This window comes from Wolbachia endosymbiont of Oedothorax gibbosus (genome assembly GCF_936270435.1).
In the GTDB taxonomy this organism is placed as follows: Bacteria; Pseudomonadota; Alphaproteobacteria; order Rickettsiales; family Anaplasmataceae; genus Wolbachia.
Window position 1 is genome coordinate 1,652,355 of sequence record NZ_OW370567.1, and the last position, 23,230, is coordinate 1,675,584.

The 23,230-nt window shown below is 35.2% G+C and carries 21 protein-coding genes and 5 pseudogenes; 10 read left to right on the forward strand and 16 right to left on the reverse strand.

Features of this window, described 5'->3' with window-relative positions:
• Window positions 1–38 precede the first annotated feature (38 nt).
• From NBW39_RS08455 to NBW39_RS08470, 4 genes and pseudogenes are all read right to left on the reverse strand, one after another.
• Window positions 39–812: pseudogene (locus tag NBW39_RS08455) on the reverse strand (IS5 family transposase).
• 27 nt (window positions 813–839) lie between these two features.
• Entirely contained in the window at window positions 840–1,037 is a 198-nt protein-coding gene (locus tag NBW39_RS08460) for a hypothetical protein (protein WP_250295189.1), read from the reverse strand.
• 61 nt (window positions 1,038–1,098) lie between these two features.
• Entirely contained in the window at window positions 1,099–1,245 is a 147-nt protein-coding gene (locus NBW39_RS08465) for a recombinase family protein (RefSeq protein WP_153295669.1), read from the reverse strand.
• Entirely contained in the window at window positions 1,205–1,849 is a 645-nt protein-coding gene (locus NBW39_RS08470) for a recombinase family protein (protein ID WP_250295190.1), read from the reverse strand. Before NBW39_RS08470 ends, NBW39_RS08465 begins: the two co-directional genes overlap by 41 nt.
• A 612-nt stretch (window positions 1,850–2,461) precedes the next feature.
• Here NBW39_RS08470 and NBW39_RS08475 point away from each other — a divergent pair.
• From NBW39_RS08475 to NBW39_RS08485, 3 genes are all read left to right on the forward strand, one after another.
• Window positions 2,462–2,845 (forward strand): hypothetical protein, encoded by a 384-nt coding sequence (locus NBW39_RS08475; protein WP_250295191.1) that lies wholly within the window; start codon window positions 2,462–2,464, stop codon window positions 2,843–2,845.
• A gap of 357 nt (window positions 2,846–3,202) precedes the next feature.
• The gene (locus NBW39_RS08480; protein WP_250295192.1) at window positions 3,203–3,730 is read left to right on the forward strand and encodes a c-type cytochrome; all 528 of its coding nucleotides are present in this window, start codon (window positions 3,203–3,205) and stop codon (window positions 3,728–3,730) included.
• A 1-nt stretch (window position 3,731) separates the two neighbouring features.
• Entirely contained in the window at window positions 3,732–4,469 is a 738-nt protein-coding gene (locus tag NBW39_RS08485) for an alpha/beta hydrolase (RefSeq protein ID WP_250295803.1), read from the forward strand.
• Between the two features lie 82 nt (window positions 4,470–4,551).
• On the opposite strand, the pseudogene gshA reads toward NBW39_RS08485, so the two are convergent.
• Window positions 4,552–5,610: pseudogene (gshA, locus tag NBW39_RS08490) on the reverse strand (glutamate--cysteine ligase); the annotation flags it as partial.
• A 61-nt stretch (window positions 5,611–5,671) separates the two neighbouring features.
• Between gshA and NBW39_RS08495 the strand changes: the two are divergent.
• The 3 genes from NBW39_RS08495 to hslU all read left to right on the forward strand — a co-directional run bounded on the left by NBW39_RS08495 (window position 5,672) and on the right by hslU (window position 8,737).
• Window positions 5,672–6,464 (forward strand): IS5 family transposase gene (locus NBW39_RS08495; protein WP_250294889.1). Its coding sequence is split into 2 segments (ribosomal slippage): window positions 5,672–5,935 and window positions 5,937–6,464, totalling 792 coding nucleotides; the frame shifts between segments, so codons are not numbered across the junction.
• Between the two features lie 226 nt (window positions 6,465–6,690).
• Window positions 6,691–7,245 carry an ATP-dependent protease subunit HslV gene (hslV, locus tag NBW39_RS08500; protein ID WP_250295193.1) on the forward strand — a complete coding sequence of 185 codons (555 nt, stop codon included), beginning with the start codon at window positions 6,691–6,693 and terminating at the stop codon, window positions 7,243–7,245.
• 1 nt (window position 7,246) lies between these two features.
• Entirely contained in the window at window positions 7,247–8,737 is a 1,491-nt protein-coding gene (gene hslU / locus NBW39_RS08505) for an ATP-dependent protease ATPase subunit HslU (RefSeq protein ID WP_250295194.1), read from the forward strand.
• 79 nt (window positions 8,738–8,816) lie between these two features.
• On the opposite strand, the gene NBW39_RS08510 is transcribed toward hslU, so the two are convergent.
• On the reverse strand, window positions 8,817–9,740 hold the full coding sequence (locus NBW39_RS08510) for an FKBP-type peptidyl-prolyl cis-trans isomerase (RefSeq protein WP_250295195.1): 924 nt from the start codon (window positions 9,738–9,740) through the stop codon (window positions 8,817–8,819).
• Entirely contained in the window at window positions 9,733–10,731 is a 999-nt protein-coding gene (locus NBW39_RS08515; RefSeq protein ID WP_250295196.1) for a polyprenyl synthetase family protein, read from the reverse strand. The genes NBW39_RS08510 and NBW39_RS08515 overlap by 8 nt, the downstream gene beginning before the upstream one ends.
• A 145-nt stretch (window positions 10,732–10,876) precedes the next feature.
• Here NBW39_RS08515 and acpP point away from each other — a divergent pair, with 145 nt between their 5' ends.
• From acpP to thyX, 4 genes are all read left to right on the forward strand, one after another.
• A complete protein-coding gene (acpP, locus tag NBW39_RS08520) occupies window positions 10,877–11,137 on the forward strand; it encodes an acyl carrier protein (RefSeq protein ID WP_182158739.1) in 261 nt (86 codons plus the stop codon).
• Between the two features lie 13 nt (window positions 11,138–11,150).
• Entirely contained in the window at window positions 11,151–12,422 is a 1,272-nt protein-coding gene (gene fabF, locus NBW39_RS08525; RefSeq protein WP_250295197.1) for a beta-ketoacyl-ACP synthase II, read from the forward strand.
• Between the two features lie 114 nt (window positions 12,423–12,536).
• Window positions 12,537–13,814 carry a UDP-N-acetylglucosamine 1-carboxyvinyltransferase gene (gene murA / locus NBW39_RS08530; RefSeq protein WP_250295198.1) on the forward strand — a complete coding sequence of 426 codons (1,278 nt, stop codon included), beginning with the start codon at window positions 12,537–12,539 and terminating at the stop codon, window positions 13,812–13,814.
• A gap of 9 nt (window positions 13,815–13,823) precedes the next feature.
• Window positions 13,824–14,678 (forward strand): FAD-dependent thymidylate synthase, encoded by an 855-nt coding sequence (gene thyX, locus NBW39_RS08535; protein WP_250295199.1) that lies wholly within the window; start codon window positions 13,824–13,826, stop codon window positions 14,676–14,678.
• A 43-nt stretch (window positions 14,679–14,721) separates the two neighbouring features.
• On the opposite strand, the gene NBW39_RS08540 is transcribed toward thyX, so the two are convergent.
• The 9 genes and pseudogenes from NBW39_RS08540 to NBW39_RS08580 form a co-directional block, all read right to left on the reverse strand.
• Complete coding sequence (locus NBW39_RS08540) at window positions 14,722–15,252, reverse strand: hypothetical protein (protein WP_250295200.1); 531 nt, start codon at window positions 15,250–15,252, stop codon at window positions 14,722–14,724.
• Window positions 15,249–16,075, reverse strand: a protein-coding gene (locus NBW39_RS08545) for an IS5 family transposase (protein WP_250294694.1) whose coding sequence is annotated in 2 segments (ribosomal slippage) — window positions 15,249–15,688 and window positions 15,688–16,075 — 828 coding nt in all. Because the reading frame shifts where the segments join, the coding sequence is not laid out codon by codon here. The genes NBW39_RS08540 and NBW39_RS08545 overlap by 4 nt, the downstream gene beginning before the upstream one ends.
• A 23-nt stretch (window positions 16,076–16,098) precedes the next feature.
• Window positions 16,099–16,767 carry a hypothetical protein gene (locus NBW39_RS08550; RefSeq protein WP_250295201.1) on the reverse strand — a complete coding sequence of 223 codons (669 nt, stop codon included), beginning with the start codon at window positions 16,765–16,767 and terminating at the stop codon, window positions 16,099–16,101.
• Window positions 16,764–17,623 (reverse strand): IS630 family transposase gene (locus NBW39_RS08555; protein WP_250294642.1). Its coding sequence is split into 2 segments (ribosomal slippage): window positions 16,764–17,299 and window positions 17,299–17,623, totalling 861 coding nucleotides; the frame shifts between segments, so codons are not numbered across the junction. Before NBW39_RS08555 ends, NBW39_RS08550 begins: the two co-directional genes overlap by 4 nt.
• 251 nt (window positions 17,624–17,874) lie before the next feature.
• Window positions 17,875–20,763, reverse strand: a complete 2,889-nt coding sequence (locus tag NBW39_RS08560) for an ankyrin repeat domain-containing protein (RefSeq protein WP_250295202.1) — start codon at window positions 20,761–20,763, stop codon at window positions 17,875–17,877.
• An 872-nt stretch (window positions 20,764–21,635) separates the two neighbouring features.
• Window positions 21,636–21,788 (reverse strand): annotated as a pseudogene (locus tag NBW39_RS08565) (IS4 family transposase); the annotation flags it as partial.
• A gap of 13 nt (window positions 21,789–21,801) precedes the next feature.
• Window positions 21,802–22,594 (reverse strand): IS5 family transposase gene (locus tag NBW39_RS08570; protein WP_250294670.1). Its coding sequence is split into 2 segments (ribosomal slippage): window positions 21,802–22,329 and window positions 22,331–22,594, totalling 792 coding nucleotides; the frame shifts between segments, so codons are not numbered across the junction.
• A gap of 60 nt (window positions 22,595–22,654) precedes the next feature.
• Window positions 22,655–22,753, reverse strand: a pseudogene (locus NBW39_RS08575) (IS5/IS1182 family transposase); the annotation flags it as partial.
• A 69-nt stretch (window positions 22,754–22,822) separates the two neighbouring features.
• A pseudogene (locus tag NBW39_RS08580) lies at window positions 22,823–23,218 on the reverse strand (IS66 family transposase); the annotation flags it as partial.
• Window positions 23,219–23,230: the final 12 nt, after the last annotated feature.

Genomic DNA, 23,230 nt, shown 5'->3' on the forward strand with positions numbered 1-23,230 from the left:
CACTTTTTTGAGATTATGAACAGGTTCTTAGAACCTGTTTAAAATCTTCGTAATAGGAGAGAAATGAAGGAAAGGACAATCATTTGCAAACTGGTGTTGAGTTTACGTTCGCAATTTTTCCACAACCGCCTACACTTTTCCAACCAAGCAAAAGAGCGTTCAACGACCCACCTCTTTGGCAATACAACAAAGGTATGTTCGTTTTATTACTTCAACGGTTGCACCAATAGTAGTTTTTATTTGAGTTGCAAAATTTTCTCCTGTGTAGCCAGCATCAACCAATATATTTTTAACTTCAGAGAGGTTTTCTTTAGCATTTTCGACCATTCTCACAGCGCTACTACGATCAGTTGCTTCTGCAGTTGTTACATAAATTGCATGTGGTAGACCTTGAGTATCAACTGCGATATGGCCCTGAAATCTTTTTACCTGCATCATAGCCCTTTTTCTCAGCAGTATCTGTGTTTTTAACACTTTGAGCATCAATTATACAGAAACTGGTTTTCTCTTTCCTACCATTGTTGATACGAATCTCTCCAACCAATTTTTTTTAAAACTAATTCCAACAAACTTGGTTCTTCTCCATTCTTTTTATTCCACATTTGAAAATAGTAATATACGCTCTCCCACCTTGGAAAATCTTTTGGCAACATTCTCCACTGGCAACAACTTTTCAGTACGTATAAGACTGCACAAAATACTTCATATAAATCAAGTTTTCTTGCTCTTGTTTTCTTCCTGCTACTCTCTAGTATTGGTCTGATTTTTTCAAATTGCTCTCGACTTATATCACTTGGATAATTTTTACGCATAGATACACCTCTTTCTTAAATCTATGCCTATTTTACCTCATCTCTCCGAGATTTTAAACAGGTTCTTACAGGACTTCCGTAATATGCATAACAACAACGCTTACATACAATTAAACCTTGTAGTAAATGCTTTGCTCCTCTTTCTCTTGTCCTGGCTATTTTTCTATTTTCAGCTAGTTGTTCTTGAACTATATCAAATACATCCTCGTCCACTATATTTGGCACTTCAACATAAATCCAATTTGCTTTTTCAACAGAATAAGTAGAGTAATTATCTTTCGGTTGTTCACAAGAATGTTTTTGTGGTCTTATATGTTGTACCTACTTTTGTTTTACCAAAAGCTGCTTGTCCTTTGTAAGCAGGGTTTTTTAACATACCCCAAATTACACTTCTATCCCAGCACTTTTTCCCTGTTCGTGTTATAATTGACATAGTATTTAGCCGACGACATACTTCTTGCCCTTTCTCTTCCCACCCACAAAAATACTTTCCGAACAACATCAGCTTCTTCTTCGTTTATTTCAAATAAAGCTTGTCCTCCTCCAATATATTTATCTATATAACGATAACCATAAGGAGCTCCTCCCATTACGCTTACACAACCTTTATTAGCCGCATAAATCTTTCCACGACGACTTCGTTCCATAATTTTCGCTCGTTCATATTCTGCTATCATACCTTGCATTTGTAACAGCAATTGAGATTCTGGATTATCATTAACCTCATAATTTAAGAAAACCGCTTCTGCTCCTACTTTCTGAAATTCTTCAAGTAATACCATTTGATATGCATATTTTCTAGATAAACGATCAGGAGAATGAATGTAAATCCTGTCAATTTTGCCTTCTATTACTTTATCACGTAATTTTTCTAGACCAGGACGGACTAACACTGTAGCCGTATCAATAAATTTATACTCACATCTGTACCAATCCATACTAATTTGCTTCTCTAAAGCTGCAACTTGGCTTGCTATTGTATTTTCTTGCGCTTGTTTCCCCGAAGAAACTCTTGCATATAAACTCACTGTTACCATTTGATCCTCCTTGAATCCCATTTTTATGTTTTAAGTTTTTTTGACTTACTTGCTTTGACGCTGCTCTTTCATAAGCATCTAACAAATACTTTCCTGCCAACCGGTTAGGTTCATAGCTACAGCTAATTCGTATAGCTAATCTCTTATTTCCCATGATCTTTCCTTGAAATAATATGTTCATATCATTCATTGAAGCTGATGGTTAATCGATTATTAGCGCTATAAATAAATGGCACTTTTGTTTTTGGACACAGAAGTTTTCGAGAAATGCTTTTCTCTAATTTTATGTTTTTTGCAACATTGTTGGCGGAGTAGTTATAAGGGCACTGGGATGACAGGAGAAGGAAGCACTGGGATGACATTATAAGGGCACTGGGATGACAGATAGAGGGGCTACTCGGATGACATTATAGGGGCTACTTGGATGACAAGAAGAGGGCACTGCCGTCATAAAGGAACCAGTGTCAGCTACTTTCATGAAACCATTCTTTTTTCTAGGTTATGCAAGAACTCCTTTGTATTCTTTTGAAAATGATTTATACTCTTGTTAGCTTGACAATTCGATGTAAAAGTGCTACTGTATGCTCTTTAATAAAGCATTAAGGAGGTTATATGAGAAAAAGAAATTATACTGGAGGATTCGATGATATAGTAGATCGTATATATGACTTTCGGCCTAATATAGAAAAAGCTATGAAAGAAAAAGATACGAGTATAGCACGTGCAATAGGGTATATTGCAGCAGTAAGTAGCATAATAGGTTGTTTGGTCGGAGCTCCTGCAGGATTAGGACTTAGTTTTACAGCTTTATCACCTTTAGTTATAGGTGGAGCAGTTGGTGCTGTATTTCCAGCTTTGTTAGCACTTTTGGCTATAGGAGCACGCTATTACCTTCGCAATGATATTAACGAATTGAAAAAGAAAGTAGGCTTTGTGGAGAAACGTGTAATAGCAGCCCTTATGCCTTTCTTTATTCCTATGACGTCGCTAGCATAGCAACAGGAGTTGGCCTTGCTGTAACCGCAAATGCTGTTCTCCCTGGTATATTTGCAACTTGGTGGTCAGTAGCAGCGGGTGCAGGAATAGGGGCTATAGCACTACTTGCAGGAATAACTACAGCAGTAATTGTTACAGGAAAGTTTGCAGGAAATCTATTTGAATATATTATTCCAGATCAGTATGTGATTGGACCAAGAGTTACTCAAGCAGAACAGAAAAATGGTCTAGCGAGAGATCCTACTAGCTAACTTAAAGTGGTAGAGACTCTCATCTTTAGCGAGCTTCAAGGTAATTGGTTGCTATTTGCGAAAATATTTGCATAATTTAAGTAACATTACTTAATAAAAATTAACTATGGAGCTTAATAAGATTGCAGCATCGATTTTACTTTCTGGGCTAATCATTATGATAGTTAGTAATGTAGTTGATATGCTTTACAGTCCAGAGGAATATAAGATTGAACACCAAACGATAGTAGCTGCTGGCAGCAATGGATCTCAGCAGAAAATTGAGCAAGTGGCGCTGGATATTGGAGCGCTCATGCAGAATGCTAGCTTTGAGAAAGGTAAGTCAGCAGCAAAAAAATGTATAGCTTGCCATAGTTTTGAGAAAGGTGGAATGAATAAAGTAGGACCAAACTTATGGAACGTAGTTGGAAATAAAAAGGCTCATCTTGGTAACTCATTCAATTACTCAAAAGCAGTGCTTGAAAAAGAAGGAAAATGGGGATATGAGGAGCTATTTGCCTTTTTAAAGAACCCAAAAGCCTATATAAAAGGTACACGTATGGCATTTGCAGGTATTTCCAATCCACAAGAAATTGCAGACTTAGTCAGTTATTTGCGTTCGATGAGCGATAGTCCGGTTGCTTTGCCAAAGTAGTATGGATTACTGTAAATTGTTTGATGGAAATAATGGTCACATAGCATATCAAAAGCTACAAGGAAAGAAAGCTTCTGTAGTTTTTTTCGGCGGATTTGCATCCAATATGGATGGAACGAAAGCAACTGCTATTTACAAATTTTGCCAAGAAAATGGCGTAGCACTTGTGCTATTTGATTATTTTGGTCACGGTCATTCAAGTGGTGATTTTATTGATTACACGATAAGCGATTGGCAAAAAAATTGTGCTAAAGTGATAAGTGAATTAACTAGCGATAAACAAATAATTATAGGTTCAAGTATGGGGGGATGGCTGATGCTGCTCACTGCCCTTCAATTTCCAGAAAAAATTGCAGCATTAATCGGCATATCGTCTGCTCCTGATTTTACTGAAGATTTGATATTCAAGCAATTGTCAGGCAAGCAAAAGGAAGAACTAGATTCTAAAGGTGCAATAGATTTTACTTCAGAGCATTGTACATACAAAATAACTAAAAATTTGATCGAAGATGGCAGAAAGAATCTTCTTTTAAACAAAGAGACAATAGATATAAACTGTCCTGTGTGCTTATTGCACAGTATTAATGATAAAGATGTTCCTTATCAAACTTCATTAAATTTAGCTGAAAAAATTAAGTCAACCGATGTTGAGGTGTACTTGATAAAATCAGCAGAGCACAACATGTCTGACAATCATTCACTGGAAGTTTTATTTAGGACTATTAGAGCCATGTTATGATTAATCTTTTGAATTATTTGCACTAAAAAAAGCTATCGTTTCTTAAACCATTCTGCTGAACGGACACAAGCTTTGAGAGAATTTAATGAAAAGCTTTTATTTCCACCGCTAATGCTAACATTGCTAATTTACTAACTATATTCCAAAGTGCTGGAGTTTTTTCTTCCACTATTTTGCTAATGTCATGAAATTCACAGTCAATGGAGTTTAAGCTGGAATATACATCTTTCCTGCTATTACATCGGTATAAGTAACATGCTGGAGTATCTCCTATATAGTATATTAGCGGTTCTGCAGAACTGCTTTTAAATATGTCAATGGTTGGTACACCTTCTTGTATAATAACGCTATTAATTGCTATTCCTTCTTTTATCTTTTTCATTTTATGACGCTTTTTTTTATTGAGGTTTAATATTTCCTCTCCACTTGTTGCCGTTATAATGCCCATCCCATATGTGCCATTGCTTGCTTTGATAAAAACGTAAGGTTGTGTTTTTATTTCATATTCCTCATATTTTTTTTGCACTAGAGATAATATTTGGTCAACTTTAGTTGCTACTGCTCCTAGTGATGAATCATCATTAAAATTAACTCCATTGCAGTTTTCTGTAAGCGCAGAAATAAGCCATGGATCTATTTTAAATTCGCTACAAAACTCGGACGCTAATTCTTTATAGATTTCAAAATACTTAAATTTCTGCCTGCTATGCCAACCATATAGTGGGCTTGGTACTATATCTTGCTTTACGTCTTTTAGCATGTCTGGTATGTGGCTCGTCATATCGCGGTTCAGTATAATAACATCAGGCGCAAATCCTGAAGTTGTCTTTAATAGAGAGTTTTCTTTCACAATAGCTTCATACGGTTCTATTAAATTGTACGTTTCATTATGAAAGAGGCCAATTCTAGTTTCAAAACCTGCGAGTTGCAGTATTTTCTCTATGGCAAATACGTTTTCTATATACATTTTATTTCGTGTGTAATTCTCCGGTATTATGAGAGTCTTTTTATATTGTTTTGTTTCAAAATAACTTTTTATTAGTTTTGCTGCTATTGCTCTTGATATCTCACTTAGATTGTTGAACCCCGCAGGAAATAAATTAGCGTCTACTGGAGCAATTTTGTAGCCAGAGTTTCTAAGAACCTGTTCATAATCTCAAAAAAGTGATAAACTATGAGATGATGTATATGAATAAGGATATATGAGAAATTTATACCCAAGTGACATAAGTCGAGAACAATTTGAAAAAATCAGATCAATTCTGGAGAGTAGTAGGAAGAAAACAAAACCAAGAAAACTTGATTTGTATGATGTATTTTGTGCAGTGCTGTACGTCCTAAAAAGTGCCTGTCAGTGGAGAATGCTGCCAAAAGATTTTCCAAAATGGCGAAGTTGTTACGAATATTTTAAAAAATGGAGTGAAAAACCAAGCGAAGATACAGAAAGTACTTTGGAGCGTGTATTAAAAAAAATTAGTTGGAGAGACACGTATCAGCAATGGTCGGAAAGAAAGAACTAGTTTTTGTATAATTGATGCTCAGAGCGTAAAAAATGCAGATACTGCTGAAAATAAGGGCTACGATGCAGGTAAAAAAATTTCAGGAATAAAGCTCCATATTGCAGTAGATACACAAGGTTTACCACACGCGATTTATGTAACAACGGCAGAAGCAACCGACCGCAGCAGTGCCATGAAAATGGTCGAAAATGCTAAAGAAAAACTCTCTGAAGTTAAAAATATACTTGTTGATGCAGGCTACACTGGAGAAAATTTTGCAACACAAATAAAAGCAACTATTGGTTCGACGGTCGAAGTAATAAAGCGAAGTGAATTACACACCTTTGTTGTACTGCCAAAGAGATGGGTTGTTGAGCGCTCTTTTGCTTGGTTGGAAAAATGTAGGCGTTTGTGGAAAAATTGCGAGCGGAAACTCAACACTAGCTTACAAATGGTCGTTCTTGCTTTCACTTCTTTACTCCTTAAAAGATTATGAACAGGTTCTAAGATCTATAGAGCTATAAAATGGCAATGTAAGGCCGTTAAATTTTGCTACGAACCAATTATCTATACTTCTTTCCAAATATGGGTGAATTATGTTTTGCATCTGCACTTTAAATGTTATAAGGAAGGTACTATATTATAAGCTATAGTTAAACATATTTAGTAAATTTGACTAGCGATTAAAGTATAATGAGATTATTATTTAAAGTGATAGAAAAATGATCCACCATGACAATAGTAAAATGTATGGAACCACTATACTGTCAATTAGAAAAGATAAAAGTGTAGTAGTAATAGGTGATGGACAGGTTTCACTGGGCCACACTGTTATAAAATCCGGAGCAAAAAAAGTTAGGCGTCTCTCTGGTGATTCTGTAATTGCTGGGTTTGCTGGAGCAACAGCTGATGCATTTACTCTTTTTGAAAGATTAGAATCTAAACTTGATAAGCACCCAGGACAATTAATGAGAGCATGTGTTGAACTTGCAAAAGACTGGAGAATGGATAAATATCTGAGGAAATTAGAGGCTATGATGATCGTTGCAGATAAGTCTATTTCATTAGTAATTACGGGAACAGGTGATGTTCTTGAACCTGAAGATGGAATCGCTGCTATTGGCTCTGGGGGAAATTTTGCTCTATCTGCAGCAAGAGCTTTAATTGATATTAAAGGAATATCAATAGAGGAAATTGCGAAAAAGGCTATGAAGATAGCTGGCGATATATGTGTTTATACGAACCATAATGTAATTATTGAAAAGATAGAGGAGTGATATGTCTTCCAAGCAAAAAATTTTATGCACCAATTTTTCCAATCAGCCTATAACTCTTTCAGAAGGGCAGTCTTGTAGTAGTGACACCTACAATGAAAAAAATGATCTCTATAAAGATACTAAGAGTGGTTTTGATTTAAGTGACAGTGATGTTCAAGTTAATGACAGTACTCAAGTTTTGTTAGATGACCTTCCACCACAGAAGATAGTTAAAGAATTGGACAGATTCATAATCGGACAGGATGATGCAAAGCGTGCTGTTGCTATTGCGCTCAGAAATCGTTGGCGTCGCAATCAGGTTCCATTTCCATTGCGTGATGAAATCATACCTAAGAATATATTGATGATTGGTCATACAGGAGTTGGTAAAACTGAAATAGCTCGCCGCTTAGCAAAACTTGCCGGTGCACCGTTCATAAAAATTGAGGCAACAAAGTTTACTGAAATAGGATATGTTGGACGTGATGTTGACTCGATAATACGTGATTTGGTTGATGCAGCAATAGTTTTAGTTAAAGAGAAAGCCCGTAAAGCCTTAGCTAAAAAAGCTTTAAATTTAGCTGAGGAGATAATAGTCAATTCTATGGTAGGCGAAAATGCAACCGAAGAAAGTAAAAAAAATTTTAGAGAAAGGTTGAAGAGTAAAGAGTGTGAGGACGGAGAAGTTTCTATTAACGTCAGAGAAAGCAAGAGTACGTTACCTACTTTTGATATACCAGGCATGCCAGGTGGGCAAGTTGGTGTGATGAACGTAACAGAAATAATGGGCAAAATGTTTAATGGGAGCAAAAAAACAAAAACTATTACGTTGAAGGTAAAAGAAGCGCGTGAAATATTAATTAGTGAAGAAAGTGAAAGGCTAATGGATGAAGATAAGATAATCAAAGAAGCCATTGATCTTGTTAGTAATGACGGTATAGTATTTTTGGATGAAATAGACAAAATTGCAGCACGTACAGAAGTAAAAGGTGAAGTAAACAGAGAAGGAGTGCAACGCGATCTGTTACCACTACTTGAAGGAACAACTGTTACAACTAAGTATGGCCATGTAAAAACAGACTATATATTATTTATTGCATCTGGTGCTTTTCATCAGTCTAAACCATCTGACCTCTTACCAGAATTGCAGGGCAGATTACCGATTAGGGTAGAACTTAAGGCACTTACTCAAGAGGATTTAGTAAGAATATTAAAGGAACCAGAATCTAGTTTGTTAAAGCAGTACATAGCTTTAATGAAAACAGAAAATGTGACGCTTGAGTTCACTGATGATGGTATAAAAACCATAGCTGAAATAGCGTTTACAGTTAATAGGCAAGTGGAAAATATAGGCGCAAGAAGGCTTCACACTGTCATGGAGAAGCTTCTAGATGAAATAAGTTTCATTGCTTCTGAGAAAAATAGCGAAAAATTCATTATAGACAGCAAGTATGTAAAAGATAAGCTTGAGTCAATTTCGAAGCAGCTTGATTTATCTAAGTTTATACTTTAGGAAAAATGAAAAGTCTACTTTAAGTAATATAGAGAGTGTTCAGAAGATTAGCCAGTAAATCTAAACTGTATTCTTTAAGCTATTTTTCAACAGTAGAATAATGTGCTACAACCTCTTGCTTAACATCTAAGTTTAAGTCAATTATTGAGATATTTTCTTCATCATAATCTATGTTTTTTATTAACATATCGTCAGTAATAGTGAAAAGGTCGGGTGGAGAAAGGATAGTTCTTTTATTACCAGCTCTCATTCCTACAACTCCAAGCTCTATAGCAAGTGGTGCTTTTCTATCACCAACCTTAAATTGTACTGCTTGATCTTTGACTATATATTCCCCATTATGCTTCTTTACACTATATTTAACCGATATCTCATCGCCGCACCTTACTTGTTTTCCAGTCTTGTTAATTAAGTCATTAAAAACCATCAGATTATTTACTGAGTCGGGATATTTATCCTTTACTTCGATCAGTTTGACGTAATAAGAATTAAAATTCATTTTGTTATCATTGGCAATAGTAACTACACGCTCTCCGCCTTCTTTCATACCTATTACCCCTAAACTCACTTCTTTTAGGTCATCTTGACCTATTTTCAAAGTAACATCAGAAACTTTGCTAGGGAGTGTTGCTGAGTTATTATTAGAAATTTTATATATTTGCAATAGGACTTCCAGGCCACAGAAAGCCTTACTGCCACTGCCTTCAGTAATTTCATAAAAATTTATCGAATCTTCTTCCTTTTGCTGCGTCATTTCTTCTAAATATTCTGTTAGCCCATGCTTTTCAATATAGCGGTCAAGCGCTGATTCAAGTATTGGCTTCACTAGATAATGTGCTATCGTCTGTATCAAACCACCATGCGTGGCACTTATCTCATAAAGCTTGTCCTTTTTTTCCGATTTACTTTTGTTTATATAGACAATAGTGAACACAAAAGCAGAAGTTAAAGTGAGAATCATTACTACAGAGATAAGCATTTGTAATATAATTTTTCTAACCATCTTTCTTTACTTGATTTAATAAATCATATAAATAATTAGTATCCCCTGAAAGCGCACTCAAATTATCCAAGCCTTGTTTAAAGAGGCTGTCTATATAGTCCTCTACTTCACTTTTACCAAGCACAGACATAAGATTATTTGTTTTATCTTGTTCGTAGTCTTCAATATCATCCTTAGCTTGAAAGATAAGCCCTAGATTTATCCCGTAATTATATAATGCTCTCCGCTCTTTGCCTGTAGCACCCCCTATTATAGCGCCTATTTCACATGAAGCTGCAAATAGTTTTGCGGTTTTCATTAAATGAATTTCTTTTATTTTATCAGCTTGGCCCGACGTCATTCCAGCGTTATACATACAGCCGTACGAATGTTGTGGTTTTAAGGTAGAAAGGGTGTCATTCGAGTAGCTGACACTGGAATCCATTTCATGTTCAGCTCCACCATCGCATGGCTTTTTGCACGAAATGCTTGTAGGCAAAGCCTTCTGGATCCCAGTGTCAAGCACTGGGATGACAGAGGGTTGGGGGTTAAGATCTATATGCTCACTGTTAATATCTAAAATCTGTCCTCCCACCATTCCCCTAATTCCTATTGCCTGAGAAAGAACTTTCATGATTTCACAATTTAACGAAGATAATACCTCAAAAGCCAGAGTAAGTAGTGCATCTCCGGCAAGCACTGCTGTTGCTTCATCAAATTTTTTGTGGCAGCTCAGCTGGCCTCTTCGAGTGTCACTGTTGTCCATGCACGGTAAATCATCGTGAATTAGAGAGTAAGCATGAACAAATTCAATCGCTGCAGCAGCTGATATTACTTTTTTAGCTTCTACGTTAAACATTCGCGATGAAGTTATGGCTAAAAAGGAGCGTATATGTTTTGCAGGAGCAAGGAGTATATAACGCATAGCTGATATAAGCTTATTCTCGCTATTTTCAGGTAAAAGTTTGTTTACTTCTACAATAAGCAAATTTTTTGTTGTTTCGTCTAGCATCTTTGAATTGTTAATTGTTTAGCACGTAACGCTAGCCAGCTAGGGCAGTAGAAAACTTTACTGTAGTTTACCAGTTATAAAAGATATTGCAAACATAAAAATTTTTTATAACATCAAAGAATAGGTTATTTTTTTGGTAAGAAATGTGAATAGCGAACTAGCAAAGAGCACTAGAGAAGACATAGAAGAAAAAGTGAAAAAGATTATACTGGAGCACATTAGTAAGGATGTAGAGAAATTCAACAGCTCTTCAAAGCTTTCGGAGCATGGTGCAGACAGTTTAGATGCAGTTGAAATCATCATGGCGGCAGAAGAAGAGTTCGGAATAGAAATTCCAGATGAAGACGCACAAAAAATGGAAACTATGGAGCAAATAGTTGAGTACATTAATAATAAAAAAGGCTAATAGTTAGTGTTAAATGAGCAGAAGAGTAGTAGTCACTGGTATTGGTTTAATCACTCCACTAGCGGCAGATGTTGACAACACTTGGTCAAGGCTAATAAAAAGCGAATCTGGCATAAAAGCAATCAATACAGATAGATTTGATTCTTCTGATCTTGCTTGCAAAATTGCAGGGCAGGTACCTGTGCAATCCGATAATGTTGAGAATTACTTTAATCCTATAGATTATATTACTGAAAAAGATCTAAAAAGGACAGATCGTTTTATTCATTACGGCATTGCAGCAGCTATTCAGGCAGTAGATGATTCGTTAATTTTGGAAAGCCAAAATATCAATCGGGAGCGTATTGGTGTGACTATTGGCTCTGGTATAGGTGGTTTACCATCAATTCAGGAAAATGTAATTACCATGCAGGAAAAGGGGCCCAGACGTGTCAGTCCATTTTTTGTCCCTGCAAGTCTAATAAATTTGATATCTGGTCATATTTCTATTAAATACGAATTTACAGGTCCAAACGATTCAGCAGTAACCGCATGTGCAACAGGTGCGCATGCAATCATAAACTCAGCAAGAACTATAAAACTTGGTGAAGCAGATGTTATGATTGCAGGTGGAGCAGAAAGTGCACTGTGTAGAGTTGGAATTGCAGGTTTTGCGTCTATGAAAGCATTATCAACTAAATTCAATGATAAACCAGAAGAAGCTTCAAGGCCATGGGATGAAGAACGCGATGGATTTGTCATGGGTGAAGGAGCAGGTATATTGGTGTTGGAAGAACATGAATATGCAAAAAAAAGGGGAGCAAAAATATATGCAGAACTTACTGGATACGGACTTACAGGAGATGCGTACCACATTACAGCACCGCATTTAGAAGGAAGAGGCGCATTTAAGGCAATGCAGCTTGCTTTAAAGAGTGCACAAGTGAGCCCAAGTCAAATTGGGTATATCAACGCACATGGAACTTCAACGCCACTTGGAGATAAAATTGAAGTAATAGCAATGAAACAGTTATTCGGTGACTACGTTTATAAAATACCTGTTTCTTCAACTAAATCTTCTATAGGACATTTACTTGGTGCTGCAGGGAGCGTTGAAGCAATATTCAGTATTCTTGCGTTAAATAATGGAATTATTCCGCCAACCTTAAATTTACATAAACCTTCAGAAGGATGTGATTTAAATTTTGTAGCGTTTAAAGCTCAGGAGCATAAAATTCAATATGCACTTTCTAATTCGTTTGGTTTTGGTGGCACTAATGCATCGCTCATCTTTGGACAAGTGTAATCAATTCTGCTGCTGAATAGCTAAAATGTACGAACATTATGATCTGTGATAGCTATATTATCTGTAATTTGCCTTTTACTGTCGATTTACTATACTTATTTGGTAAGATCTAAAATGCACAAAATATTAGTAAGTAGTAACCATAAACCTCTGGTCGGAAAAATCAAGATTAATGGCTCAAAAAATGCTGTTTTACCAATAATGGCAGCAAGTCTATTGAGTAGCTTCCCGGTAATTTTGCATAATGTACCTGATTTAATTGATGTGCATCTAATGTCTAAGCTGCTTGAGAGTCTTGGAGCGAAAGTGGACTTTACACGCAATAAAGATTATAAAGCAAATCATACTTTGGAAATTGACTGCAGTAATATCAACAATCACGTAATGTCACATGAAACTGCAAGTAAGCTGCGAGCATCTCTTTTAATGCTAGGTCCAATTCTCAGTAGATTTGGTAAAATCACAACGGTCTTTCCTGGTGGATGCAATATCGGAAAGCGTCCTGTTAATATGCATATCAAAGCATTAGAAGAAATGGGGGCTAAAATTGAAGTTGAAGGCTGTAATATAATTGCAACAGTGAAAGGAAAGCTACAAGGAAAAGAAGTTACACTTGAGAAAATAAGCGTTGGTGCAACAGAAAATATAATAATGGCAGCAACACTTGCAGAAGGAGTGACAATAATAAACAATGCTGCAACAGAGCCGGAAGTTCTTGATTTAATAGAGTTTCTAAAGAAAATGGGTGCTAATATTGAGATTAGTGATACAAGGATCACAATAACAGGAGTTGAAGCATTAAATGGATGTGTTCATAAAATAATACCAGATCGCATAGAAGCAGGCACCTATGCACTAGCTGCTATAATAACCGGTGGTAAGTTGGAGTTAGAAGGAATAAGTCTATCTGATATAAGATGTATTGTAAATGAATTGAAGGCTATAGGAGCTATGATTGAACTGTATGATGGGGGCATTGTTATTTCCAGAAAAAATGGCTCTATTAAGTCTGCTAACGTTGCAACAGATCCATACCCCAACTTTCCCAGTGATATGCAACCACAACTGATGTCTGCAATGTGTATCGCTGATGGGATATCAGTAATTGAAGAGAACATTTTTGAAAACAGATTTACACATGCAAATGAATTGAGAAAGTTAGGTGCTAATATCAGCATCAAGAAAAATAAAGCTACTATAAATGGAATAAAAAGCTTATCTAGAGCTAATCTGTGTGCCACTGACTTAAGGTCAACAGCAGCTTTAGTGCTTGCTTCTTTGGTAGCTAGTGGAGAAACTACAATAAATAATTCGCATCATTTATGGAGAGGATATGAGGCAATGCACGAAAAACTTAATTCATGTGGAGCTGATATCTCTATTTCATCTTGAGGACATGCTATGAATGAAATAACTAAACGAGTCACAGTGAAAGAAATAGATGAAATTCTGTACGAAGAGCATAAGGTACTAGATCATGGATTTATTCGAGTAATAGATTATATGGGTTCTGATAGCGCAATAGTTCAAGCTGCTCGTGTTTCTTATGGTAAGGGAACAAAACAGATCAGTCAAGATGAAGCACTTATAAAGTATTTAATGAGACATCACCATACAACTCCATTTGAAATGTGTGAAATTAAGTTTCACGTGAAACTTCCAATTTTTGTTGCAAGGCAATGGATAAGGCATAGAACTGCAAATGTGAATGAGTATTCAGCAAGGTATTCAATACTTGATAATGAATTTTATATACCAAAACCAGAACAGGTTGCAAAACAATCTGATAATAATAAACAAGGTAGCGGGGAAGCTTTTGATTCGGGTACTTCAAAGGAAATAATGGATTCTCTAACAAATGACTCTAATTTAGTATATTCTCATTATGAAAAATTTATTGAGCAGGGGCTTGCAAGAGAAATTGCCCGAACTAACCTAACGCTTAATTACTACACGCAATTTTATTGGAAAATAGATCTGCATAACCTCCTTCATTTTTTGAAGCTTAGAGCTGATAAGCATGCCCAATATGAAATTAGAGTCTATGCAGAAGTTATGCTGGATATAATAAAGAAGTGGGTTCCACTGGCCTATAATGCCTTTGTTGAATATTGCTTAGAGTCAGCTTGTATTTCAAGAGCTGGTTTAGAAACAATTCGTAAATTAATTAAAGGGAAAAACGTTACTAGAGAAGAAAGTAACATTGGTAAAAGAGAATGGGACGAGCTGATGTCCATACTTGATAAACAATCTTAAAGATAAAGGCATATGCATAAATTTTTATAGCAATTGTATATCTTTATAGATTTATAGGTGTAAGCAACAATTCACCAGTATTGTTATCAACTGATATATCAACTATTTTTGAATTTGTTCTCTCTCTTGTTTCATAAAGTTCCTCAGCTTTCCTTAACATTAATGTTGCGTTTCTAAGCGTAACGTAGATTTCACAATAGTCTGGAGAATTTTCAATATACATATCATATGAATAATGGTTTACAGCCAACTCTACTGCTTTACAAACTTCCTCTGATGTAAAATTAGCAACTCCTGTATTAGGACAAAAGCCAATTGCTCCTCTATTAGGGTCAAAAAATATGTATTTACTATTCTCTGCTTTATATATCAATATAGAATGTGAAATATTATCGTCATTTTCGTCCTCTTCTCCATTGCATGCATAACAAGAAAAACTAAATTCTAAATAGCATCCTATCTCTACATTATCTAAAGCACACTTGACTTTTTCTTGGTTAGTATGAACCCATACCTCTGTTGAAGATAAATCATTACACTCTTGCTCATATATTAGACCTCTTTCAAAATTCACATCATCAACTCTAGATTGTAAATTCCAGCTATCAAATTGAATCTCAATCCAAAACGTTTTCGCCGATTGCGATATTTATCTGCAATAATTTTAAATCTTTTAAGCAAACCGATTACATTCTCAACCACAACTCTTTTGCTTGCAAGCTCTTGATTTTCTTGCTTTTGTTTCTTAGTCAATGGGTGCTTTTTCGTTTTTCTATGTGGCAATTCAACATTTGCGTGAATTTTTTGTAGACCTCTGTAACCGCTATCTGCTAGGACTTTGATACTTGGTAGTATGTGCACTTTTGACTCCTTAAAAAGCCGAAAATCATGTTTCCTACCATTTGAAAAAGACGTGCAAATGATCTTTTTGCTTTCTTTTTCCGAAATAATCTGTGTTTTTATACTGTGCTTTTTCTTTTTTCCTGAATAAAATCTTTTTTGCTTTTTTTGGGTCTTTCCACAGGAGTTTCTGTTGCATCTATCACTAAAACCTCATATTCTATATCACTTTTTAGAACCTCTTTTCGCCCTGGCAATGCAAAATCCGGATGTTTTACCAATGTATTTTCAATCCACTTTATGATTTTATAGGTCGTACTTTCGCTCATACCATAACTTCGACCAATGTGGAAATATGTCCGATATTCACGAAGATATTCCAATGCCATAAGTAGCCTGTCTTCTATACAGAGCTTGCTTTTACGCCCACTTTTTGCTTTTTTCCTTCTATCTTCTTCATCTAAAATTTCTACCATCCTGTTGAAAGTTGCCTTCTTTACTCCTGTCAGACGACGAAACTTCTCTTCATCTAACTCCTTAGTTTCTTCATATCTCATACTTTTAAATGTATGATTTTATACTAATTTTTTGCTCTTTTCCAATTTTGAAAGAAGTCTATTGTCTCGTCATAAAATAACTCTCCCTCGCGCCTTTCAATGCTCTGAATATGAAGAATAGGTAAGAATTGCAACAAGACCTTCATTATTAATAATTCAGTCGTTTGTTCTTTTCTTTCGTCAATATAATCTATAAAATCTTGTTCAGATACAACATCACCAAATTTGAGTCCAGTAAAGTCTTTCCTATTCTCTAATCCTATTAGGGTAATAAAGTAATTTAATGGGTGACATAACCCTTCCTCGGGATCAAAATCTAAAATTTTTTCAAATCTACCTTTTAATTGTACAATGTTTGATATACTATCTGACATAAAATCATTCAAATTAAATTGAACGGCTTGCTCACTTTCAAATAATTTATTGTATTGTTCTTCAGCTAATAAATCTGGTGCTTTATATACATATCTACCATTCTCTCTATGTATACCTTCTACATCTTTAATGATGCCTTGTTCCACATTTTTACTAATGGCAGATTTGTTTTTATGATCTCTTATATTGGTAGTTTGATTTAAAAATTTCACTACTTCTTGCCCTGAAAAAATTCTATCAATTTCTTCATTTGCAGTTTTGAAAAATACTTTAATTTGAGAGTTATAGCACTTCTCATAATAATCCGAACAGATCATAGAAAGGCAGAATCAACAGCATGACGAAAAGACTTGAATAGAGGAATGTTTTTCCTGACTCTGTTTTTTATAGCAAACCAATGATGTTCAATTTTGTTAAAATCTGGAGAATACGGTGGCAGATACAAAATTTCTGCACCAATCCCTTTAGCAAGCTTAATGATCTTATCAGACTTATGAAAAGTAGCATTGTCAAGAATGACAGTTTGTCCAGGTTCCAAGGTCGGTATCAAAAATTGCTCAAACCATCCATTAAAAATATCCATATTACAGTGGCCTTCAAAGGTTAATGGAGCAACTATTTTTCTTTCACTTAAAGCTGCAATCATACTGATTCGTTGAGTTTTCTTCCCAGATTTTAGGGCATAAAACCGCTGTCCCTTCTGACAATATCCATAGGGGTAGTCTTCAGTGTTGTCAATGCCAGACTCATCTATATACACTAAGTTTTTAGGTTCTTTTGTTGCTATAATTTTCAAGAATTTAGCACGTTTTTCTTCGCTTCTTTCCTTGTACCCATAGGTCTTTTTTTGCGTGTAAATCCAATTTTTTTCAGGGCTCGGTGGATAGTTTGGATACTAACGTTGCTCCAAAGTTTAGCCATTTCCAATAGAGTCTTTCCTCCGTTTTCTCTGGCAAATTTAGCAAAGGCATCCCAGTCGGTAATTTTGTGATTGTAACCTCCATTTCCAAGTTTTTTTGATTGAAAGTCACCTGTTTCTTTTCTTCTTTGCTGCCACTCCCACAAAGTAGTTCGTCCAATTTTAAATCTTGCTGCCACTGTTTCTCTGCTTTCTCCCTCGTCTAGAGCTTCCATTGCTTTTTTCCTTAAGTCATAACTATATGCTGCTGGCATACCTACCTTCACTACTACAAATCCTTATTTTACCTTATTTGGACTATTATGAAAAGTACTATATCTTTAGAGGTATAGACTCTTAATATACTGGATTCATCGATATGATTGACATATTTATTAACATATTTTGGCATATTAATTATTTAAAATATTAACTATATTAGCTAATATTACAATAATTTACACCGCTAAGTAATTAATATTTTAATTATATGCTTATTAAACTTAACTTATTGTGTTAGTATTGATCAAATCAATTCATCACTTTTATAGAACATCTCATTAAAATCATACAAAGTGCCAAAATCTCTCTCCTGAATAAACAGGTGACCATCTGCAACATATGCTTCAGGAAGAAGCATCAGCTTTCCATCGTGACTAGAATCTCGTGCATAAACTTTATTATATAGAACCGTCATTTGATCATAACTGTATTTCCCAGTGGTATACTGACTACTTAAGTTTTGATAAAAATTATTTATGTCTTCGCCTGTAGCTTGCAGCTCCACTTTATATTTTCCTGTTTCAAGAAGCTCACCTTTGTTTATTTTTAAGGGGTGTTGTGCATTTGCAATACTGTTAGAATCTTCTGCTTCACTATCAGAATTCTTATCCATATTTTCTATCACACTTGCCATAACAGTTTTTTGTTCGTCTTCTATTGGTTTTGTTTGTTTTTCAATTTTATTATTGCTACTGTCAGTTTCTACGGTTACTTTTTTTACTTCTATATCTTTTTTAGCTTTCTCATTACTTTGCTTGTGTATTTCATCTCCATGCAATTTTTCCTGCAGAGCTTTTTTCGTATCAGCATAATCATCACGATTGCTTTGCAAAGCTGGTTTATAACTGCTGCTATCATCCGCTTGCATTTGATCTATATAGTTAGATTCTTCTTCTTCCATAGTATTGTTAGTAAGTTTTTTGAGGTAGTTAAGCATATCCTCTCCAGTCTTCTCCAAAATTGCAGCTTTTTTTGAAAGCTCTTGATAATAAGAATCGTTATCACCATATTTTTTACTATCTGCCACATTTTTGTGCAGTCTTGCATCTTTTATACAAAACATAGCATGATCAAACAATGTATCTCCTTCTTTATCCACAACATTAATATCAGCTCCATTCTTTATCAGGTACTTTACTTTGTCCAATTGCCCATGCCTTACTGCATGAATAAGTGGTGTCCAGCCTTCACTATCTCGAACATCAATATTTGCATTATTCTTTATTAAGTATTCTAATATCTCTTGATTTCCTAAATTAACAGCAAGGTGTAAAGGTGTTAAACCGTAGCCATCCTGAGCATCAATATTCGCATTGTGCTCTATGAGATATTTAACTACTTCCATATTTTTCATGCTCATGGCAAAATGTAATGGAGATTTACCAGAACTAATATCTCGAGTGTTAATATCTACATTGTGATCTATTAAGTATTTAGCTATCTCTGTATGTTTGAGTTCAATAGCATAATGTAGTAGTGTTTGAGCAGAGGTGTTTTTGACATTAAGATCTGCACCATGTTCAACTAAATTCTTAACTATTTCTGTATGTCCTAGCTTAACAGCAATAAACAACGGAGGAATACTATAATGACCTTTACTATTAGGATCTGCATTATGATCTAACAGATATTCCACTATTTCTGTATTATCTGAATAAATAGCACTTTGTAGCGGTGTTCTGGAATAAGCATCTTGAATATTAGGATTTGCACCATGATCTACTAAGTATTTAGCTATCTCTGTATCTCCAGATTCAACAGCATAGTGTAAAGGCGTTTTGTAATAAACATATTGAGTATTAGTTTTCTGATAATAATTGTCCTGAATATTAAGGTTTGCACCATTATCAATAAGGCATTTTGCTACTTCTGTATTTCCTGACTGAATAGCATAATGTAGTGGTGTTTGTCCGTTATGGTCTCTTGCGTCAATATACGCATTGTGTTCTATAAGCGTTACTATCTTACTTAAATCTCCCAATGAAGCAGCAGAGTGCAAAAGTGTTGAACCGTTTTCATCTGCCTTATTTACATCTTCTATAACGTTTTTCTTATTATCCTCATCGACTGCCCTTTTCTTTCTAGATTTGACTTCACTTTTCACTGTAACTTCTTCGTTCATAGGTTGATCATTAAACATAACTTCTGCATCTATCTGATTACTATCTTCCTCCAACTCATTAGATAATTTTTCAGATAGCTGATCACCACTCAAATATGGTTCCTTTGAATATTTAGCGTAATGATAGGGATCAGTGCTATCTGCTGAATAAAACCCACTTTCAAAGCCGGAGTAGGAGCTTTGATTGAGCACAAAAAATAAATTTTCATAATCAAGTAGCATGTCATAATCAGAACTAACACAATGCAAGAATTCACTATCTTCATAATCTGCTATATAGAATTTTTCATAATCAAGGGTAATTTCATTTATTCCCTTACCTTCTGCAGTAAACTGTAAAACTACTGCTGAACGCCCGTTACCTATATCATTACCTTTTACTACTTTAAATAAGGTAATACCGCCTTTCTCTATGAGCTCTTTTAACTCTTCATTCTTTTGATTTAATTCTTCTTCTGCTTGTCTCTTTTCTCTTACTAACTTCACCTCTTTTTCAGCAGCTTCATTTTGCAGCTGTAAAAACATCTCTTGTATGGTTAAGCCGTTTGTGTTGCTTAGTAATTTATCTAGTACGTTTGATATAGTTGGTAGCAATGTGCCATGATCATCAAATACTTTTTCCTTTGCCTTATCGTAGTAATTTGGATTATAAATTACAGCTAAAGGATAAAAACCATAATCTACAATTGATGCCCCATCAGATGACAGTTCCATTGAGAATCCGTTATGATTGAGTGGAAGATTGGAAGTTAAATATCTACCGTTATCATCCCTAACGGTTAGCTCATTTCTACCGTTGTGCTCACTATATTTATTGTAGTAGATATAAAAATTCTCATGGTTAAGATTGAAGTGGTCGTCTAGATTATCGAATTGAGCTGTACTGCCAAGTTTCTCACGCAAAAGATTTTTGCTTTCATCTGTAAGCTTTATACGTGCAGAAAAGTAATATCGATCTATAGGCTCACCTTTCTCTATCTCAAAATTCAAAGTAATCTTGTTGTTGACCATTGGTAGCCTCCAAACATTATGTAAATCTATTCATTATTTTATTTATCAATCATACGGTGTATACTATGAAAAATGTGTTAAACGTTGAGATTTTTTTTCTGTACCTAAATAAGGTAACAGTAATCTGTCATTTCAGCGCGTGACGCTAGGCCATAAAACTTCCTTGACAAACTCCTCCAGCCTCCTTATCATGAAACTGAAGCTATTTATTTATCTTCAGTCTGTGCAGATTAAACAGCAAGAAAATAACGTAGTTGGCGTCTTATTTTTAATTTTTTGCACTATGTGCACTTTATGTCTTTATAAAACTTTCGGGTTTTTACCCACATAAGCTAAAATGCGCTTATTAAAGCATTTAAGACAACAAAAAACGCCAATTAAAAAAATAGATAGTGAATAACTGGCTAGCAGGGTTTCTTTTGCCTTTTTTTCTGCTTAGTAAATTTCTTAACGTTTACAATTTGGGTTATAAAAGTAGCTAAATTGGGACGTTGAGGATAAAAAACGCCAATTTATAAAGTTAATATAGGTAATTAGCCAACTATGGGGTTCCTTTTGCCTTTTTTTCATTTGGTGAATTTCTTAATATTTATGGCTAAAAGAGCCCAAGAGAGGTGTCATTCCAGCGCGTGACGATGGAATCCAGTTTTTGGCAATTTCATTGAAAATGTTGTATAGTATGCTTGTTTACAGTCAAAATCCTGGATCCCAGTGCCCCCTATGGTGTCATCCCAGTGCGTGACACTGGGATCTAATTTTTTATGCAAAATTATTATATTTATATACTTGCAAATAGATACAATTTGAAATAATTTATACTATGAAGTTACGAAATGAGATCCCAGTGTCACGCACTGGGATGACACTTACTATTACCCACAAGTATAGAATTCATGAGCAAGTCTCCATCCTTCTGCTAAATCAAAGAGACGTTTCCATCCCTTCCACAAAGCTATAGGGCCTGGTTCTAAGTCATTTTTGCGAGCTAAAAACCCTCCTAACTTGGCCACCCACCTCACAATTTCTCTTAGAACCTGTTCATAATCTTTTAAGGAGTAAAGAAGTGAAAGCAAGAACGACCATTTGTAAGCTAGTGTTGAGTTTCCGCTCGCAATTTTTCCACAAACGCCTACATTTTTCCAACCAAGCAAAAGAGCGCTCAACAACCCATCTCTTTGGCAGTACAACAAAGGTGTGTAATTCACTTCGCTTTATTACTTCGACCGTCGAACCAATAGTTGCTTTTATTTGTGTTGCAAAATTTTCTCCAGTGTAGCCTGCATCAACAAGTATATTTTTAACTTCAGAGAGTTTTTCTTTAGCATTTTCGACCATTTTCATGGCACTGCTGCGGTCGGTTGCTTCTGCCGTTGTTACATAAATCGCGTGTGGTAAACCTTGTGTATCTACTGCAATATGGCGCTTTATTCCTGAAATTTTTTTACCTGCATCGTAGCCCTTATTTTCAGCAGTATCTGCATTTTTTACGCTCTGAGCATCAATTATACAAAAACTAGTTCTTTCTTTCCGACCATTGCTGATACGTGTCTCTCCAACTAATTTTTTTTAATACACGCTCCAAAGTACTTTCTGTATCTTCGCTTGGTTTTTCACTCCATTTTTTAAAATATTCGTAACAACTTCGCCATTTTGGAAAATCTTTTGGCAGCATTCTCCACTGACAGGCACTTTTTAGGACGTACAGCACTGCACAAAATACATCATACAAATCAAGTTTTCTTGGTTTTGTTTTCTTCCTACTACTCTCCAGAATTGATCTGATTTTTTCAAATTGTTCTCGACTTATGTCACTTGGGTATAAATTTCTCATATATCCTTATTCATATACATCATCTCATAGTTTATCACTTTTTTGAGATTATGAACAGGTTCTTAGAATTTCCACTATCTTATCAAACGTTGCTCTTTTTAGCCCTGTTAATCTGCGAAATTTCTCATCTTCTAACTCTTTTGCTGTTTTGTATTTCATCTATCTCCTTCACACTAAATTACCATTGTATATCTTCTTTGGCTTTATGCTAGTTTCGAAAGAGGTCTAGTTTTTACGGTAAACGACATAGTGTCGTATCTGTTGTTCAGCATGTCAATGGAATGTTTTCTGAATCATTCAAAAAATTCCACATCATTCTTTCAGATTTCAAAATATTTTTTGCAACTCGAGAAGCTCCAATTGCTTCAGGTAAGGGAGATATTTCCTTCAAGTAACATCGTGTACGCTTTCGCAATTTTCTTGCGCGTCTGGCAAATCTAAAAACATCTATCTCATTTTTTAACAGAGCTTTTTTCAGTGCAAACAACTCAGCAGCAACATCTCTCAAATAACAGCCGAGAATTTTGACCTCAATGTTCCAACTATGTTTCAAAATCCCTTGATCCAACAAATTTGCCTCTTTTCATCAGAAAAATAATTGTATGCTGCATATCTGTCAGTTATAGTACTTTTCAT

Bases quoted from the DNA above. Each gene is read 5' to 3' on its own strand.
- NBW39_RS08465 (WP_153295669.1), bottom strand. From the start codon at position 1,245: ATGTCAATTATAACACGAACAGGGAAAAAGTGCTGGGATAGAAGTGTA.
- NBW39_RS08470 (WP_250295190.1), bottom strand. From the start codon at position 1,849: ATGGTAACAGTGAGTTTATATGCAAGAGTTTCTTCGGGGAAACAAGCG.
- NBW39_RS08475 (WP_250295191.1), top strand. From the start codon at position 2,462: ATGAGAAAAAGAAATTATACTGGAGGATTCGATGATATAGTAGATCGT.
- NBW39_RS08480 (WP_250295192.1), top strand. From the start codon at position 3,203: ATGGAGCTTAATAAGATTGCAGCATCGATTTTACTTTCTGGGCTAATC.
- NBW39_RS08485 (WP_250295803.1), top strand. From the start codon at position 3,732: ATGGATTACTGTAAATTGTTTGATGGAAATAATGGTCACATAGCATAT.
- hslV (WP_250295193.1), top strand. From the start codon at position 6,691: ATGATCCACCATGACAATAGTAAAATGTATGGAACCACTATACTGTCA.
- hslU (WP_250295194.1), top strand. From the start codon at position 7,247: ATGTCTTCCAAGCAAAAAATTTTATGCACCAATTTTTCCAATCAGCCT.
- NBW39_RS08510 (WP_250295195.1), bottom strand. From the start codon at position 9,740: ATGGTTAGAAAAATTATATTACAAATGCTTATCTCTGTAGTAATGATT.
- NBW39_RS08515 (WP_250295196.1), bottom strand. From the start codon at position 10,731: ATGCTAGACGAAACAACAAAAAATTTGCTTATTGTAGAAGTAAACAAA.
- fabF (WP_250295197.1), top strand. From the start codon at position 11,151: ATGAGCAGAAGAGTAGTAGTCACTGGTATTGGTTTAATCACTCCACTA.
- murA (WP_250295198.1), top strand. From the start codon at position 12,537: ATGCACAAAATATTAGTAAGTAGTAACCATAAACCTCTGGTCGGAAAA.
- thyX (WP_250295199.1), top strand. From the start codon at position 13,824: ATGAATGAAATAACTAAACGAGTCACAGTGAAAGAAATAGATGAAATT.
- NBW39_RS08550 (WP_250295201.1), bottom strand. From the start codon at position 16,767: ATGATCTGTTCGGATTATTATGAGAAGTGCTATAACTCTCAAATTAAA.
- NBW39_RS08560 (WP_250295202.1), bottom strand. From the start codon at position 20,763: ATGGTCAACAACAAGATTACTTTGAATTTTGAGATAGAGAAAGGTGAG.